Here is a 15,529-nt window from a genome sequence, read left to right as displayed (position 1 = left end):
GGGCGGGCGGCCCAGGCGGCCCCTGGCCCCAACGCAGACAACCAAGGCAAAGCCACCACACTGCGCAGCAGCCGCCGACGCGTGCCACCTTGCCCCCGGCTTTGCACGGCCATCGGATCAAGCAGCATGGGCCAGCTCCTGCACGCCGGGCAGGCGTGCCACCAGGTCGCGCCAGCCCTGCAGTTCGGGCTTGCCGGGCTTGCGTGCTCCGAAGAACATGACCATCAGCTCGCCTGCGTGGTCAAAAGCCTCGACCGAGGTGACAACACCATCGGCCGTGGGCTTCTCCACCACCCACACGCTGGCAATCATGTCGGTGCGCAGGTGCAGGTTGAAGCCTGCGTCCAGCACGTTGATCCACTGCGCACGCGGCGTATCGAGCGGCTGGATATTGCGCACCGGCCCAGTGTGGATCTGGATGCAGCCGCCGCTGCCCACAAACACCATGATGGGCAGGCCGTCCACCGCCGCCTCGTCCAGCAGGCGCGCCACTGCCTGCGGTGCAGCGCGCCAGGCAAACTGGCCTTCGACCAGGCGAAAGCTCTGCTGTCGCTCCACGCCGAATTTCTTGGTCAGGCCGAAGAATTCGTGCGTGTCCTGCATGGCGGCCCAGGCCTCGCGCAGGCCTTCGGCGTCGATGTCGGCGTCAGGCAGCACGGCCGCTGGCGCGGGCTCCGGACCAAACACGTAACCCGCGCTGGGTTGCACGAAGCGGCTCACCACTGCATCGAACGCAGCCAGGTCGGTGGCATCGCGCGTGAAAATCTTGTGCACAGCACGGCCCTGCGCGTTGTAGAACTGCAGGCTGCGCGATGGCGGCTTGGTGGGGTCCTGGGCGGCGTCATGCGCCAGCTCGGTCACCGCAAAACCCGCATGCCACTGCGCAAAGAACAGGCGCAGGTCGATGTCTTCGCCCAGTGCGATCCCCACCGGCCCGGTGGCCGACACGTGCCGGTACACACCGGTCTTCTCGTGCACCGTGCCTTCGTTGCGCGTGAGCGCCATCAGCGGGCCGCAGGCTTCGAGCGCCTGCAGCAGTTCCAGCCACGAGCCCTGCAGCGGCTGGGCCTTGAGCGGCTGGTCATGCTCGCCCGCATGGGCGGCCAGGGCGGCACCTTCCGACAGCCCCAGGCTCTCGGCGGCGTCCTTGGCACGCTTGCCCGCTGCGCGGGCTGCGGCGAACCGCTCACGGATGTCGGGGGCGGCCTGCGGCGGATGGGCCGGAGCGCTTGGGCGGTTCGTCACAGCGGCATTCATTGCACGGCCTCCGGCGCGGTGTGCCACAGCACGCGGCGTTGTTCGGCAGCCACCATCGCGGCGCTGGCGGCCACGTCCTGGCGTGCCTTGTTTTGCTGGTCCCAGCGGCCTTGCAGGCTCCAGACCACGGTGCGAAAGTGCGGCGTGAAGCCCTGGGCGTCGGCCAGCATCTGCAGGTTGGCCGCGATCTTGCGGCCCATGGCGTCGCGGTGGCTGTCGCAGCAGGCTTGCACATAGCCCGTCATCAGGGCCAGGGTGCCCGCCAGCAGTGCCTCGGCGCAGGGCAGGCTGTATTCCTCGTCGCAGTGGGTGCCGGACGTAGGCGTATCGGGCGTGTCAGGTGCATGGCTCATGAACTGTCTCCTTGATGAAGTGCCTGAAAAGGTGCCTATGGAGGTAACTTAGAAATCCGCCACCAGCGACACGCGCACTGCGCGGCCCGGCTGGCTGTAGGCGTCGATGAAGCTGGCGTTCGCGGCCAGGCCGCGCACGTCGGCCCAGCGCCAGTGCTTCTTGTCGGTGAGGTTGTAGATGCCCGCGTTCAGTCGTAGGTCCTTGCGGATGCGCCACTGGGCGGCCAGGTCCAGCACCGTGTACGACGGCGTGAGGAACTGCGTGCTGCCCGTGGCCACCGTCACATCGCTGGCCTTCTTGGCAGCGGCGTGGGTCAAGTCCAGACGCGCCATCCAACCGCCGCTGTCGTAGCGCAGGCCTGCCGTCAGGCGCGAGGGGTCCACCGTGTTGACGGGTTTGCCCGTGGTGGTGTCGCGGCCGCGTGTCTGGCCGTAAGAAAACGGAGAACTCCACTGCCCGCCCGCCCACTGGCCCCAGCGCATGTCCCCCTTCACCTCAAAGCCATTGAGCTTGACGCGGCCGATGTTGACCGACTGGAACACCAGCGGGTTGCCCGGTGCGCCCGTGCCGCTAACCTGGCGCAGGTCTTCGATGAAGTCCTTGTAGCGGCCAGTGAATGCTGCGGCTTCGATGGACAAACGCTCCAGGCGCCCGCGCACGCCCAGCTCAAAGTTCTGGCTCTTCTCGGGCTTCAGGTTGGCGTTGGGCACCGTGCGGTAATTGCCCACCGGGTTCTCAAAGAAGGCGTTGACCTGCCCCGCATTGGGCGCACGGAAGCCCGCTGCATAGTTGCCAAACACGCTCCACTGCTCGCTGGCGCGGTACAGCACGCCGAACTTGGGCGAGGTCGCATTGCCCGACAGCGACACCGCCTGCGCGCCAAAGCCCGCCTGGTCGGCCTTGATGCGGAAGGTGTCAAAGCGCACACCCGGGGTGATGCTCCAGGGCCCACTCACGAACTCGTCCTGCACATACAGGGCCGTGCTGGTCTCGGTGGTGTCGGGGAAGCGCTTGAGCGGGAAGGTCTCGCCCGTGGGTGGCGTCACGCCGGTCTGCAGGTTCTCGACCTTGGCCGCCGTGTAGTCCAGGCCGTAGGTGATCTTCTGCACCCATGGCCCGCCATTGCGCAGCACCTTGCTGCCCTGCAGGTTGGCCTGCCAGGTGCGCTCGTCGTAGGTCACGTCGCGCACGCGGTCGGCGGCGGTGTTGCGGTCTTCGGTGATGTACTCGCGCGAATGCGCGTCCTGCCAGCTCAGCGTGGCCTTCACATCATCGGCAAACGCGGTGTTCACGCGCCAGTTGCCTTCCCACGTTGCGCGGCTGCGCTGCATGTCGGTGAACGAGGTGGAGCCTAGCACCGAGGTGGCGGCCAGCGGCGGCTTGGAGCGTGCGGTGAGCAGTTCGTAGTCGGACGTTTTGTCCACATGCTCCAGCGTGAACACATGGCGCTGGCCGCCACCGGGCGCCACCACCACCTTGCCCAGCAAAGCACCGCTTCTGTCCTTTTGCGGATTGGGCTGGGTGCGGTCGGCATTGGCCGCATCGTTGGTGCCCATGTTGTCCAGCTCGCTGGCGCGGGTGACGTTGCCGCCCAGCAGCCACTGCACCGTGTCGCCCGCCTTGCCCGCTACCGTGGCGCCCACGCGCTTGCCGTGCTCGTCGCCGTCATATCCCAGGCTCACCCGGCCGCCGATGCGCTTGTCGCCGTCGAGGAATGCCGCAGGGTCTGCCGTGATGAAGTTGACCAGGCCTGCCATGCCGTCGGAGCCATACAGCGCCGAGGTGGCACCGCGCACCACCTCAATGCGCTGCAACAGGCCGATGTCCAGGTAGTCGCGCCCGAAGGCGTTGGCGCTGAAGACATAGCTGCGCGGCAGGCGGATGCCATCCACCATCATCAACACGCGGTTGCCGTCCAGCCCCCGGATGTTGAAGCCCGCATTCTGCTCGCGCCCGGTGGAGCCACTGGCCAGCGAGAAGCGTGCGGGCGACCGTGTGACTGACACGTTGGGCAACTCGCGCGCCACGTCGCGGATGTCGCGCACCTGGCCCTCCTCGATGGCCTGCGCATTGATCACATCGATGTTCATGGGCAACTCGTCGCGGTCCTGCTCGCTGCGCGAGCCACTGATGACCACTTCTTTGAGCTGCGGCGCTGCAGCTACCAACTGGACCACATCCTGCGCGTGCCCCTGCGCATGCGCGCTGCCAATGGCCGCACATGCACAGGCCACCAGCCATGCAAGCGGCCGCAGACGGCCTTGCAGCCATTGATCGGAGGGCTGCGCCTGTGCGCGCCGGGAAGAAAACGGAGGGGAACGGAATGCCTGCGCCACGGAGGGGAATCCTTCTCTGAAACGACAACGAATACAGAGCTGGCTCCATGCAGACGGACCGGACTTCTGCGGGCAGCAGGAGGGGCCGTTGTGGCTGGCTGATAGGGTGGATTATATGAGAATAATTCTCAATAACAACAAATAAACAGGACGACCTCCAAAACAAAGCGGCTGACCACTCCACGCAGTCAGCCGCTCATTTTTTAGTAGCTATCAGCGCAATACCATTGCGCGCAAGCAGCCATTTTTATTGCGAAATCACGCCGCCCCAGCCACCACGGGCATGCGGATCAGGTGATCGAACGCGCTCAGTGCCGCCTTCGAGCCTTCGCCCGCCGCGATCACGATCTGCTTGAACGGCACCGTGGTGCAGTCGCCCGCTGCAAACACGCCGGGCAGGTTGGTGCGGCCGTGTGCATCGACAATGATTTCGCCGAAGCGCGACAGCTCCACCGTGCCCTTGAGCCATTCGGTGTTGGGCACCAGGCCGATCTGCACGAACACACCCTCCAGCGCCACGGTGTGCTCCACGTTGGTGGCGCGGTCCTTGTACTTCAGGCCGTTCACCTTGCCGTCGGCGCCGGTGATCTCTGTCGTCTGCGCATTGGTGTGGATGGTCACGTTGGGCAGGCTCTTGAGCTTGTTGACCAGCACGGCGTCGGCCTTGAGCTGGTCGGCAAACTCGATGAGCGTGACGTGCTGCACGATGCCAGCCAGGTCGATGGCGGCCTCGACGCCCGAGTTGCCGCCGCCAATGACCGACACGCGCTTGCCCTTGAACAGCGGGCCATCGCAGTGCGGGCAGTAGGCCACGCCCTTGTTCTTGTACTCGGCTTCGCCGGGCACGTTCACGTTGCGCCAGCGGGCGCCGGTGGACAGGATCACCGTCTTGGACTTGAGCGTGCCGCCGTTGGCGAGCTGCACCTCGATCAGGCCACCGGGCTCCGCCGCAGGGACCAGCTTGTCGGCACGCTGCAGGTTCATGATGTCCACGTCGTAGGCGCGGGTGTGGGCTTCGAGCGCGGCGGCGAACTTGGGGCCGTCGGTTTCGAGCACCGAGATGTAGTTCTCAATCGCCAGCGTGTCGTTGACCTGGCCACCGAAGCGCTCGGCCGCCACGCCGGTGCGGATGCCCTTGCGGGCGGCGTACACGGCGGCTGCGGCGCCAGCGGGGCCGCCGCCGACGATGAGCACGTCGTACGGCGCCTTGGCGCTGAGCTTGGCAGCGTCACGGGCGGCAGCGCCGGTGTCGAGCTTGGCCACGATTTCTTCGACGGACATGCGGCCGGAGCCGAAGACCTTGCCGTTGAGGAACACCATGGGCACGGCCATGATTTCGCGCTCGGTCACTTCCTGCTGGAAGGCGCCGCCTTCGATCACGGTGGTCTTGACCTGGGGGTTGACGATGGCCATGAGCGACAGCGCCTGCACCACGTCCGGGCAGTTGTGGCAGGTCAGGCTCATGTAGACCTCGAAGTTGAAGTCCCCTTCGAGCGCAGCGATCTGCTCGATCACCTCGGGCTCGACCTTGGGCGGGTGGCCGCCGGTCCACAGCAGGGCCAGCACCAGCGAGGTGAACTCATGCCCCAGAGGCAGGCCCGCAAAGCGCAGGCTGTTGGTGGCGCCCACGCGCTGCAGGCTGAACGAGGGCTTGCGCGCATCGTTGCCATCGGTGCGCAGGGTGATCTTGTCGCTGCGCAGGGACTGGATGGTCGTCAGCAGCTCGCGCATCTCGCGGGCGGTGTCGCTGTCGTCCAGGGATGCCACCAGCTCAAACGGCTGCTGCACGCGCTCCAGGTAGGCGGAAAGCTGGGTCTTGAGTTGTTCGTCGAGCATGGTGGTGTCCTTTGAATTTCGATTTATAGGTTGGGGGCTGGGGTTACTTTTGGCAACCCTGAAGCCGCAACATGGCCCAGAAAACGGGCGTAAAAAAGCCGGACGGCATGGCACGTGCGCGCCATGACGCTGTCCGGCTGGATGCACCCCGTTTCCGGGGCGCTGCGCCGAATGAGCCGGGGCTTAGATCTTGCCGACCAGGTCCAGCGAGGGGGCCAGGGTCTTGGCGCCTTCGTTCCACTTGGCGGGGCACACTTGGCCGGGGTTGGCGGCGGTGTACTGGGCAGCCTTGAGCTTGCGCACGGTTTCCTTCACGTCGCGGGCGATTTCGTTGGAGTGGATTTCGGCCGTCTTGATGATGCCGTCGGGGTTGATCACGAACGTGCCGCGCAGTGCCAGGCCTTCTTCAGGGATATGCACGCCGAAAGCGTTGGTCAGCTGGTGCGTTGGGTCGCCAACCAGGGGGAACTTGGCCTTGCCCACGGCGGGGCTGGTTTCGTGCCAGACCTTGTGCGAGAAGTGTGTGTCGGTCGTGACGATGTAGACCTCGGTACCAGCCTTCTGGAATTCTGCGTAGTGCTCGGCGGCGTCTTCGATTTCTGTGGGGCAGTTGAAGGTGAAGGCCGCAGGCATGAAGATCAGCACGGACCACTTGCCCTTCAGGTCGGCTTCGGTCAGGTCGATGAACTCGCCCTTGCCATTGCGGTTGACGAAAGCGGTGGTCTTGAACGGCTGAACTTGCGTGTTGATCAGGGACATTGCTGTTTCCTTTGGGTTGGTTGGTTAACTGAACAGGACTGAAGTCTAGGCCCTTTAAAGCCATGAATCCAATCAATTGATTTAATTCAATCAATTGTTTATGACTATATAACGACACAGCCGCAGCCCCGAAGCCCGCTCCACCATCACTCAGCGCTGCGAACGCAAACACAACTCAACATCAAACGCAGCCATTGCGCAAAAAAATGGGATTGCCTTGCACGGGTTGATGGGGGTCACGACAATCGGGGCCGCATTCACAGACACAACAAACAAGGAAGGAGTCCCCATGAAAGGCGACGCACAGGTCATCGGCCATCTGCAGGCCCAGCTCAAGAACGAGCTCACGGCCATCAACCAGTACTTTTTGCACTACCGCATGCTCAAGCACTGGGGCTTCGACAAACTGGCCAAGAAGGAATACTCCGAATCCATCGGCGAGATGAAGCATGCCGACTGGCTCATGGACCGCATCTTCATGCTGGATGGCCTGCCCAATCTGCAGGACCTGGCCAAGCTGCAGGTGGGCGAGGACGTGCCCGAGATCCTGGCCTGCGACCTGCGCTCCGAGCAAGGCGCCCAGGCCACCATCAAGGAAGGCATTGCCTACTGCGAAACGGTGCGCGACTATGTCTCGCGCGATCTGCTGCAAAAGATCCTGGACGACACCGAAGAGCACATCGACTTCATCGAAACCCAGATCGACCTGATCGACAAGGTCGGCATCCAGAACTACCTGCAGTCGCAGATGGGTGACGCGGACTGACGCACAGAATTCTCCAGAGCGCTCCACGAAAAAAGCAAAGAAGAGAAGAAATCAAGAAAACGGGCTTCGGCCCGTTTTTTTGTGCCTGCGCGCGGCCCCAGCCCACCCGCACCCAAGGGCCACCATGCCCCTCGTTGTCACGGGTTGTTGCAAGTGCACATCAAAGGCAGAAAATTTCGCCTGCCATAAATGCGAATGCTTCTCAACAAAAGTAGAATGCACGCCTACGACCAGCGGCCGGGTTCTGTGAACCCCTGATTCCCGAGCCCGCCAGCAAGCCAGTCAGCCCGGCCCCGCCGCCAGCTGCAGCCAGCGTTTGTGCGTTTTGCACCCACACACACCTGCCTGGAGCCTCTTTGCTGATGCTGCGCCGCACCGCCCGCCCCTGCCTTGCAAGGGCGCTGCCATCTTCCTCCCACCCTGCCACGCCCGGCGCCACCCGGGCCCGGCCATGAAAACCGCCCGCGCCGATTGGCGCTACCGGCTGGCCATCACCTCCCGCGCCGTGGCGGCAGTGGGGGGCGGCTATGCGTTGGCGGCGGGTTTCACCGCGGCGCTGTCGCTGCTGCTTGCGCAGTGCATGCCGCGTGTGGAGGCCGTGATCACCGCCACCATGCTCGCCTGGGTGGTGTATGCCATCGCTGCAGGCTGGGCCTTTTATGCGCGCACTGCCTGGGGCGCCTGGGGCGGCACGCTGCTGCCTGCACTGGTGCTGGGTGCCTGCGCCTGGGCGCCGCAATGGATGAAAGCCGCAGCATGAACGCCACCACACTGAAACCCGACGCTGCAGCAGTAGAACGCGATGCCGCAGCCGCCCTCGGCGGCGTGGCGGCCGAAGCCCCGCGCAAGGCCAAAGCCCCAAAGGCCCCCAATGACCGCGAAGGCTTCCGCCAGGCCATGTCGTGGCTGCACACCTGGGCGGGGTTGATCCTGGGCTGGCTGCTGTTTGCGATCTTCCTCACGGGCACGCTGTCGTTCTTCAAGAACGAGTTCAACCTGTGGATGCGGCCCGAGATGCACGGCCTGCAGCCGGTGGACGCTGCCGACCCGCAGATGGCACAGACGGCGCAGAAGGCCCTGGACGCGCTGGTGCGCAAGGTGCCCAACGTCACGCAGTGGATCATGCACCTGCCCGACGACCGCGACCCGGCCGTCAACATCCTGTGGCGCGACACAGGCAATGGCCGTTTCGAGACGCTGCGCATGCACCCGCAGACTGGCGAGGCCATCGACACCCGCCAGACCATGGGCGGCGACTTCTTCTACCGCTTCCACTTCGAGCTGCGCACCGCACAAAAGGGCCGCTGGACCATCGAAGGCCGCTGGGTCGTGGGCGTGGCCACGATGCTGATGTTTGTGGCGCTGATCTCGGGCGTGATCACGCACCGCCGCATCTTCAAGGACTTCTTCACCTTCCGCCCCACCAAGGGCGGGCAGCGCGCCTGGCTGGACGCACACAACGTTACCGGTGTGCTGGTGCTGCCTTTCTATTTGATGATCACCTTCAGCGGGCTGATGATCTTCCACACGCTGTACATGCCAGCGGGCATTGCCACGGCTTACAAGGGCGAGAAAGGCGTGGACTCCAACGCGTACTTTGCCGACCTGCAGGGCGAGAAGGCCGAAAGCCGCCCCCGCCGTGGCGCCGCCGACGAGGTGGAGCCCTTGCCTGCCATCGCCCTGCCCCCCATCCTGACCGAGGCCCGCACCCGCTGGGACGCCGGGCGTATCGGCAGCGTGCAGGCACGCCGCGACGCCAAGGGCCGCGCCGTGGTCGAGGTCACCCGCCACGAAGGCGACCGTCTGCAATACCGCCCGCCGCGCCTGCTGTTTGACGCCACCACCGGCCAGTGGCTGGACCAGGCCGACGCCACCGGCCCCGCTGTCAAGACCTACGGCGTGCTGTATGGCCTGCACATGGCACGGTTTGCCGATGTGGGCCTGCGCTGGGCGCTGTTTGGCTTTGGCCTGCTGGGCAGCCTGATGATTGCCACCGGCATGGTGCTGTGGTCGGTCAAACGCAGCACCAAGTCGCACACGCAGGCCAGCCGCAAAGGCGCTGCCCACGCGGCGGATGCCGCTGCGCCCAGGGCGCCGTTTGGCGAGCGCCTGGTGGCGGCCATCAACATTGCCACGCTGGCGGGCCTGCCGCTGGCCTGCGGTGTGTACCTCGCGTCCAACCGCCTGGTCCCGCTGAACACGGCGGGCCGGGCCGATATGGAACTGGCCTGGTTCTTCAGCGCCTGGGGCCTGGCCCTGCTCTGGGCACTGGCTTGCGCCGTGGTGCGTGGGAGCCGCATGGGCTGGTCGGTGCCGCTGGGCGCGGCAGGGCTGGTGTGGGCGCTGCTGCCGGTCATCAATGCGTTGACCACGCACACCCATTTGGGCATCACGCTGCCTGCGGGTGAATGGGTGTGGGCCAGCATGGACCTGGCCTTCCTGGCCACCGGGCTGCTGCTGGGCTGGCTGTCGTGGCGGCTGCGCCCGGGCCGAGCTCCCAAGGGCAAAGCCGTTGCGGCCAAGGCGCCGCGCACAGCCCCCGCAGCCGCATTGCCTGCAGCAAGCGATGTGTCCGTTTCCACCTCAGGGGCCTGAGCACCATGTCCGCTTTTCTGCTGTGTTTTGCGGCCTGGTCGGCCATGGCGCTGGGCATGGACCGCCACCACGAAGACGCCACAGGCCGCGAAGGTGCGGCCCGCCACCTGCAACAGCTGCGCCGTGCCGGGTGGCTGTTGCTGCTGCTGTCGCTGTGGCTGGCCGCACACCCGGCCGATGGCGTGCCTGCCTCGCTGGGTGTGACCGCATGGGCCGTGGCCCTGTCGGTGGCCGCCGTGGCCGTGACGGCCACTGTGACCTGGCAGCCCCGGAGCACGCCGCCGCTGGCAGGGGTTGCCCTGGTGGCCGGCATTGCTGCCTGGGCCTGGGGGTGGTGAGCACAAAGGGTGCGGCAGCCCTGCGGGCCCGCCCCTCCTGCTGATCCGCCGCTCTGCCCTGCTTTCTTTTTCCCGCTCTCTGCGCCCTCCCAGCCACCGGCCCCACGGGCCCGCGCCAGGCCCGGTGCCTGCAGAGCCGTTCTCCAACGCGTTGCGCACACACCAAGGACAAACCATGCACGCACCTTTCCATCGCTCTTTCTGTCACCCGCACGTCCTGCATCCGCTGGCCGCCGCCGTCCTGGCCGCCTTCTGCGGCACCGCATTGGCGCAGGCCACACCACCCGCTGCGCCCACCCAGACACTGGGTGAAGTCACCGTGCAATCCACCAGCGGTGACGACGGCTACGCCCCCGCTGCCAGCACATCGGCCACCAAAGGCAGCGCGCCGCTGCGCGACGTACCCCAGGCCGTGAACGTGGTGCCTGAGCAGCTCCTGCGCGACCAAGGGGCCCGCTCGATGGAAGACGCGCTGCGCAACGTGCCCGGCGTGGCCATGAGCCACGGCGACGGCCAGCGCGACCAGGTGGTGATACGCGGCTTCACCGCCATTGCCGACCAGTTTGTGGACGGCGTGCGCGACGACGCGCTGTACTTCCGCGACCTGGCCGACATCGAGCGCGTGGAAGTGCTCAAGGGCCCTGCGGCCGTGCTGTACGGGCGCGGATCGTCGGGCGGCCTGATCAACCGCGTGACCAAGAAGCCCAAGTTTGGCGAGACCTCGGGCGAGGCCAGCTTGGGCCTGGGCAATTTCGACTACCGCCGCGCCACGGCCGATGTGAATGTGGGCATCAGCGACACCGCCGCCTTCCGCATCAACGCCGCTGTGGAAGACTCCGGCAGCTACCGCGACCAGCAGTTCGTCAAGCGCCACAACTTCGCGCCGTCGCTCGCGCTCAAGCTCGCCGCACAAACCGACCTGCTGCTGCAGTACACCAACGCACGCGACAAGCGCCTGACCGACTTCGGCATCCCGGCCCTCAACGGCCGCCCCGTCAACGTGCCTGCCAGCACCTACTACGGCTCCCGCAACGCCGCGCAGGACGACACCACCACCAGCACCATGCAGTCGCTGGCGGCCACGCTCAACCACCGCTTCAACGACAACTGGTCGGTGCGCAACGTCACGCGCGTGTACGACTACACGCTGGACCGCTACAACACCCTGCCCGGCGGCACCACCGACCCGGTGAATCTGACCGTGGGCCGCACCCGGGCCTTCATCCTGCGCGACGAAAAAGGCGTCTTCAACCAGACCGATGTGACCTGGCGCAACCAACTCGGCGGCTTCAAGCAAGAGTGGCTGATGGGCGTGGAGCTGGGCCAGCAGAAAAAACGCTCTGAATCCGTCTCTGGCGGTGCCGACCGCGTGTCCATCTTCAACCCCATCGGTGCAGCACCCGTCATCCCAGCGGCCAACTACAACGCCGACAACGCCATCCCCAGCCACACCACACAAGACACGGCCGCGCTGTACTGGCAAAACCAGATCACGCTGGCCCCGCAATGGAAGGCACTGGTGGGCGCGCGCTACGACGTGTTCGGGCAAGAGACCACGTTTGACCGCAAGCTGAGCACCCTCTCGCGCACCGACAAGAAATTCAGCCCCCGCGCCGGCCTGGTGTGGCAGCCCAGCGATACGGTGTCGTACTACGTGTCGTACAGCAAGTCCTTCCAGCCCTCGGCCGAAGCGTTTGCGCTGGCAGCCAACAACACCGGCGCCGAACCAGAGATCACCGAGAACAAGGAGATCGGCGTGAAGCTCGACCTACTCGACGGCCGCATGAACGTGACCGGCGCGCTCTTCAACCTGGAGCGCACCAACATCAAGAACACCGACCCCGCCAACCCCAGTCGCCAGATCAACGTGGGCACCCAGCGCACCAACGGCCTGGAGCTGACAGCCAACGGCCGCCTGCCCGGCCGCTGGGATGTGAGCGCGGGCTACGCATGGCTGGACGGCCGCATGACCAAGTCGCTGGCCACCACCACGTCCACCCAGCTGCCCACGGCCGCCATCGCGGCCCAGGGCAAGGTGCCCGCACTCACACCTCGCAACTCCGCCTTCCTCTGGGCCATGAAGGACCTGGGCCACGGCCTGCGCGTGGGTGGCGGCGTGAACCATGTGGGCGCCCGCTTCACCTCGCTCACCAACCTGGTCACCCTGCCCGCCTACACCACGGTGGACGCCGCCCTGCAGTACACGTTGGGCCAGTGGGATGTGGACGTGAACATCAAGAACTTGGCCAACCGCAAGTACTACGTGTCCAGCCACGGCAGCAACGACAACCTGATCCTGCCCGGCTCGCCGCGTGCGGTGCAGGTGACGTTGCGGACGCGGTTCTGAGGAGGGGGAATGGCGGAAGGGGTCAAAGGGCCAAAAAATTTAAGAAAATTTGGCCTCTTCCGCCTGATGGCCATGGATTTATAGCTATAAATTCAATAGCATAAAGACCTCCCCATCGAAGTGCCTCTTTTTGCCAGAGCGTCAAACGCCTGATGCCTCACATGGGCAGTGAACGGACCGCAGCAGCGCTCTTTGAAAAGGATATGGCGGTCATGTTGACCGCGCTACGAGCCCCTTCGACGAACCCGCTCCGCCTCATGGCGGCGTCCCGCCCTTCTTGTGCACCTTGAAACTTTCATCCAGGTAGACCGATGAACTCGTCATGCCATAGCCTTCGCAGACAAACCCGTTCAGAGGCAGCACGCCCGGCGCATCGGTGATCCGGCCTCTCACTTCCTTGTACTTCTTTCCCACACGCCGCGAATGGATGGCGGCATTGGTCAGGTAGTTGAGGCTCACTCGGTAGGAGGAATTGCTGGAGTAGTCTTCGTCGTCCTGCTGCTCGCCGATGTGCTCCAGGTCTTTGGTCTTGGCGTTGTAGCGGAACTGCAGCGTGAAGCCCGAGAACCGGGCGGCGTCGGCGTAGAAGACCGCCTGAACGAACAACGAATTGTTCTTGATGTCCAGGTTGTAGAACTTGCTGGGGTGGCAGAACTCGCCGGACGTTGAGAGCACCTGATAGCTGCCATCAGCCCGACCGGTCAGGACAAGCAACCGCTCCTCTCGCTGGCCTTCGCCTTTGTGCCTTGTCAGCAACAGGGCCAGGTCAGGAACGCCGTCGCCGTTCAAGTCGCCTTCTGCAGTGGTCCAGACAAAGTCGGAATGCCGAAACTCGGGGGCTATTGCGAGCCGGGCCCTTTGATCCGCCGAAGCGTTTTCTCCCGCAGCGTATGCAGTGCCCCCACACAGAACTGCCAGAACGGCAAGGCGTCGGAATTTCATCACTCACGAAACCCGGCCAAAGGCACGCATGCATACCGAGGAAATGTGCGCGACAGGCTGAGCGGTGCGAAAAAATCTGAACAAGGGATTCTCCCGAGAGCGGCTTGCAGCCTGGGTTTGATGCCAATTCACTGATTTCGTATGCGAGTACGAATGTCTCGCGAGCAACTGCGTTTCGGAGCGAATGGACTACTCACCGACTTGCCTTGAGCTGCCCCAATTTTTCTGCAATATCTTGGCGCTCAGGCCAGCGTTGCAGGCCAACTTCGAGAACATGCACCGCCTGCTGCGTTCTACCGTAGGCAAGATAAACCTCGGCTTCTTTCATGGGATCCGGTTCACTACGGTGCTTAGCCCACCAGCGCTTCGCATGCGGTCCCCAAAGAAGGACGAGCAAGACAGTCACAGCGACAAGCGTCGGCAACAACCAATTCAAGAATGAAACCATGGTGCTCCGCAGTCAGAAATTAGCGTTCAGGTCTGATCGGCCAGGATCGACTGTAAAGGTAGTCAGCGCACATGTCCCTTTTCATAGCACTACGCAAGATTCGACTTCAAAGTGAATCTTCTCTGAAAAGTTGACGTACGCCACAACCGCATCTTGGAACTCATCGAGAAGCACCATCCCCGTCGGATCACCTTCACTTTGCGTGCTCAGCCGTAAAACACCGGCGCGCCACTCACAGCTTACGGATTGATGCCAAGGCCGGTGCGCAAACTCTGACAGCATGTCTGCAACAGCCTCTGCTGTCTCGCTGTCTTTCAGCCCAATACAGATCACAGTAACTAGAAACATGCAACCGTACTCAATGTTGTCCTCGGGACGCACGCGAAAAGCTGGATACGGAACTCGCCTGAATGTGGTTCGCAGCTTGGGTTTGACGCCGAGGCACTGATTTCATATGCAAGCGCGAATACCTGCAAAAAACCCGCGCGTTGAGGCGAAAGCACTATAGCCTGCAGGCTCAACCCCCGCCCAGCACCCACAGCCCCGGCGCGCAAAGTCAGCCCTTGGACCAAACGCCTGACGAACAGCAGTCCGCGCCGTTTTCCCAACATCCCTACCCCGCACACAGTCACGAATAAAAACAATTCCCATTTGCAATGTAAAATTAGGTTTCCGCAAGCCACAGCCCTCCCCCGGAGCCTCTTTTTGAACAGGCCTCCCGGCTGCAGCCAGCACCCACCGTCTTTCGATGTTTCCGGGTTGTCTGGCTTGATGAACCACTTTTTCGCTTTCTCTGTTGCGACAGCGCGCCCCGTGCCGTGGGCGGCGCTGGTGGTGGTGCGACTGCCCGACGGCCCTTGCCAACCCGCCCCCATGCCATGCTGAGCCCCACCGCCCTGCGCCGCTGGAGCTGGACCCACAAGTGGTCCAGCCTGGTGTGCACCGTCTTCATGCTGCTGCTGTGCATCACCGGCCTGCCGCTGATCTTTCACCACGAAATTGGCCACCTGCTGGGTACCGAGGTCGAGGCGCCCGCCATGCCCGCCAACACGCCGCGCGCCAGCCTCGACAAGGTGCTGGCCACCGCACACGCGCTGCACCCGGATCGTGTGGTGCAGTTCGCGTCGCACGCGGAGGACGATGACAACGTCTGGTTCGTCACGCTCACGCCCACCCCGGCGCCCACGGACGATTTCAAGTCGGTGGCGGTGGATGCGCGCACGGCCCAGGTGCTGGCGCAGCCACGGTTTGACGAGGGCTTCATGCATGTGATGTTCCGCCTGCATGTGGACCTGTTTGCGGGGCTGCCGGGCAAGCTGTTTCTGGGCTTCATGGGCTTGTTGCTGCTGGTGGCTATCGTCACCGGCGTGGTGCTGTATGCCCCCTTCATGCGCAAGCTGGCGTTTGGCGAGGTGCGGCGGGATCGCTCCACGCGCGTGAAGTGGCTCGACCTGCACAACCTGCTGGGCATCGTCACGCTGGTGTGGGCCGTTGTGGTGGGCGGCACGGGCATGATCAACACGTGGGCCGACCTGCTCATCAAGTACTGGC

The 15,529-nt window shown here is 64.4% G+C and carries 14 protein-coding genes; 6 read left to right on the top strand and 8 right to left on the bottom strand.

All coding sequences use genetic code 11. From position 1 onward, the window contains the following. Nucleotides 1-117: 117 nt before the first annotated feature. From AC07Z7_RS22915 to ahpC, 5 genes are all read right to left on the bottom strand, one after another. Nucleotides 118-1,257, bottom strand: coding sequence for a hemin-degrading factor (locus tag AC07Z7_RS22915; protein ID WP_494767771.1), 1,140 nt, complete (start codon nucleotides 1,255-1,257; stop codon nucleotides 118-120). Next, nucleotides 1,254-1,610, bottom strand: coding sequence for a hypothetical protein (locus tag AC07Z7_RS22910; RefSeq protein ID WP_494767770.1), 357 nt, complete (start codon nucleotides 1,608-1,610; stop codon nucleotides 1,254-1,256). Before AC07Z7_RS22910 ends, AC07Z7_RS22915 begins: the two co-directional genes overlap by 4 nt. Before the next feature lie 48 nt (nucleotides 1,611-1,658). Further along, nucleotides 1,659-3,878, bottom strand: a complete 2,220-nt coding sequence (locus AC07Z7_RS22905) for a TonB-dependent hemoglobin/transferrin/lactoferrin family receptor (RefSeq protein ID WP_494767773.1) — start codon at nucleotides 3,876-3,878, stop codon at nucleotides 1,659-1,661. Nucleotides 3,879-4,205: 327 nt separating this feature from the next. Next, the gene (gene ahpF / locus AC07Z7_RS22900; protein ID WP_494767769.1) at nucleotides 4,206-5,783 is read right to left on the bottom strand and encodes an alkyl hydroperoxide reductase subunit F; all 1,578 of its coding nucleotides are present in this window, start codon (nucleotides 5,781-5,783) and stop codon (nucleotides 4,206-4,208) included. Nucleotides 5,784-5,966: 183 nt separating this feature from the next. Then, entirely contained in the window at nucleotides 5,967-6,542 is a 576-nt protein-coding gene (gene ahpC, locus AC07Z7_RS22895) for an alkyl hydroperoxide reductase subunit C (RefSeq protein ID WP_094285839.1), read from the bottom strand. A gap of 289 nt (nucleotides 6,543-6,831) precedes the next feature. Here ahpC and bfr point away from each other — a divergent pair, with 289 nt between their 5' ends. From bfr to AC07Z7_RS22870, 5 genes are all read left to right on the top strand, one after another. Beyond that, a complete protein-coding gene (gene bfr / locus AC07Z7_RS22890) occupies nucleotides 6,832-7,308 on the top strand; it encodes a bacterioferritin (RefSeq protein ID WP_494767768.1) in 477 nt (158 codons plus the stop codon). 451 nt (nucleotides 7,309-7,759) lie between these two features. Then, complete coding sequence (locus AC07Z7_RS22885; protein ID WP_494767767.1) at nucleotides 7,760-8,068, top strand: DUF3649 domain-containing protein; 309 nt, start codon at nucleotides 7,760-7,762, stop codon at nucleotides 8,066-8,068. 137 nt (nucleotides 8,069-8,205) lie between these two features. After that, nucleotides 8,206-9,903 (top strand): PepSY-associated TM helix domain-containing protein, encoded by a 1,698-nt coding sequence (locus AC07Z7_RS22880; protein WP_494767772.1) that lies wholly within the window; start codon nucleotides 8,206-8,208, stop codon nucleotides 9,901-9,903. 5 nt (nucleotides 9,904-9,908) lie between these two features. After that, nucleotides 9,909-10,241 carry a DUF3325 domain-containing protein gene (locus tag AC07Z7_RS22875; protein WP_494767766.1) on the top strand — a complete coding sequence of 111 codons (333 nt, stop codon included), beginning with the start codon at nucleotides 9,909-9,911 and terminating at the stop codon, nucleotides 10,239-10,241. Nucleotides 10,242-10,416: 175 nt separating this feature from the next. After that, complete coding sequence (locus tag AC07Z7_RS22870) at nucleotides 10,417-12,588, top strand: TonB-dependent receptor (RefSeq protein ID WP_494767765.1); 2,172 nt, start codon at nucleotides 10,417-10,419, stop codon at nucleotides 12,586-12,588. Nucleotides 12,589-12,843: 255 nt separating this feature from the next. Here the strand turns inward: AC07Z7_RS22870 and AC07Z7_RS22865 are convergent, their stop codons facing one another. The 3 genes from AC07Z7_RS22865 to AC07Z7_RS22855 form a co-directional block, all read right to left on the bottom strand. Continuing rightward, nucleotides 12,844-13,377, bottom strand: a complete 534-nt coding sequence (locus tag AC07Z7_RS22865; protein ID WP_494767764.1) for a hypothetical protein — start codon at nucleotides 13,375-13,377, stop codon at nucleotides 12,844-12,846. A 346-nt stretch (nucleotides 13,378-13,723) separates the two neighbouring features. Beyond that, on the bottom strand, nucleotides 13,724-13,978 hold the full coding sequence (locus AC07Z7_RS22860; RefSeq protein WP_494767763.1) for a type IV pilus assembly protein FimV: 255 nt from the start codon (nucleotides 13,976-13,978) through the stop codon (nucleotides 13,724-13,726). An 81-nt stretch (nucleotides 13,979-14,059) separates the two neighbouring features. Then, nucleotides 14,060-14,326 carry a hypothetical protein gene (locus AC07Z7_RS22855; RefSeq protein WP_252661959.1) on the bottom strand — a complete coding sequence of 89 codons (267 nt, stop codon included), beginning with the start codon at nucleotides 14,324-14,326 and terminating at the stop codon, nucleotides 14,060-14,062. Nucleotides 14,327-14,856: 530 nt separating this feature from the next. Between AC07Z7_RS22855 and AC07Z7_RS22850 the strand changes: the two genes are divergently transcribed. Next, a partial coding sequence (locus AC07Z7_RS22850; RefSeq protein ID WP_494767762.1) for a PepSY-associated TM helix domain-containing protein occupies nucleotides 14,857-15,529 on the top strand: 673 nt, incomplete at its 3' end.

This window comes from Acidovorax sp. GW101-11A03 (assembly GCF_059424825.1).
This window is presented reverse-complemented; position numbering and strand designations above follow the sequence as displayed.

Excerpts from the sequence above, each read along its gene's own strand:
- AC07Z7_RS22855 (WP_252661959.1), bottom strand. The coding sequence starts at position 14,326 with ATGTTTCTAGTTACTGTGATCTGTATTGGGCTGAAAGACAGCGAGACA.
- ahpC (WP_094285839.1), bottom strand. The coding sequence starts at position 6,542 with ATGTCCCTGATCAACACGCAAGTTCAGCCGTTCAAGACCACCGCTTTC.
- bfr (WP_494767768.1), top strand. The coding sequence starts at position 6,832 with ATGAAAGGCGACGCACAGGTCATCGGCCATCTGCAGGCCCAGCTCAAG.
- AC07Z7_RS22885 (WP_494767767.1), top strand. The coding sequence starts at position 7,760 with ATGAAAACCGCCCGCGCCGATTGGCGCTACCGGCTGGCCATCACCTCC.
- AC07Z7_RS22875 (WP_494767766.1), top strand. The coding sequence starts at position 9,909 with ATGTCCGCTTTTCTGCTGTGTTTTGCGGCCTGGTCGGCCATGGCGCTG.
- ahpF (WP_494767769.1), bottom strand. The coding sequence starts at position 5,783 with ATGCTCGACGAACAACTCAAGACCCAGCTTTCCGCCTACCTGGAGCGC.
- AC07Z7_RS22860 (WP_494767763.1), bottom strand. The coding sequence starts at position 13,978 with ATGGTTTCATTCTTGAATTGGTTGTTGCCGACGCTTGTCGCTGTGACT.
- AC07Z7_RS22915 (WP_494767771.1), bottom strand. The coding sequence starts at position 1,257 with ATGAATGCCGCTGTGACGAACCGCCCAAGCGCTCCGGCCCATCCGCCG.
- AC07Z7_RS22870 (WP_494767765.1), top strand. The coding sequence starts at position 10,417 with ATGCACGCACCTTTCCATCGCTCTTTCTGTCACCCGCACGTCCTGCAT.
- AC07Z7_RS22910 (WP_494767770.1), bottom strand. The coding sequence starts at position 1,610 with ATGAGCCATGCACCTGACACGCCCGATACGCCTACGTCCGGCACCCAC.
- AC07Z7_RS22880 (WP_494767772.1), top strand. The coding sequence starts at position 8,206 with ATGTCGTGGCTGCACACCTGGGCGGGGTTGATCCTGGGCTGGCTGCTG.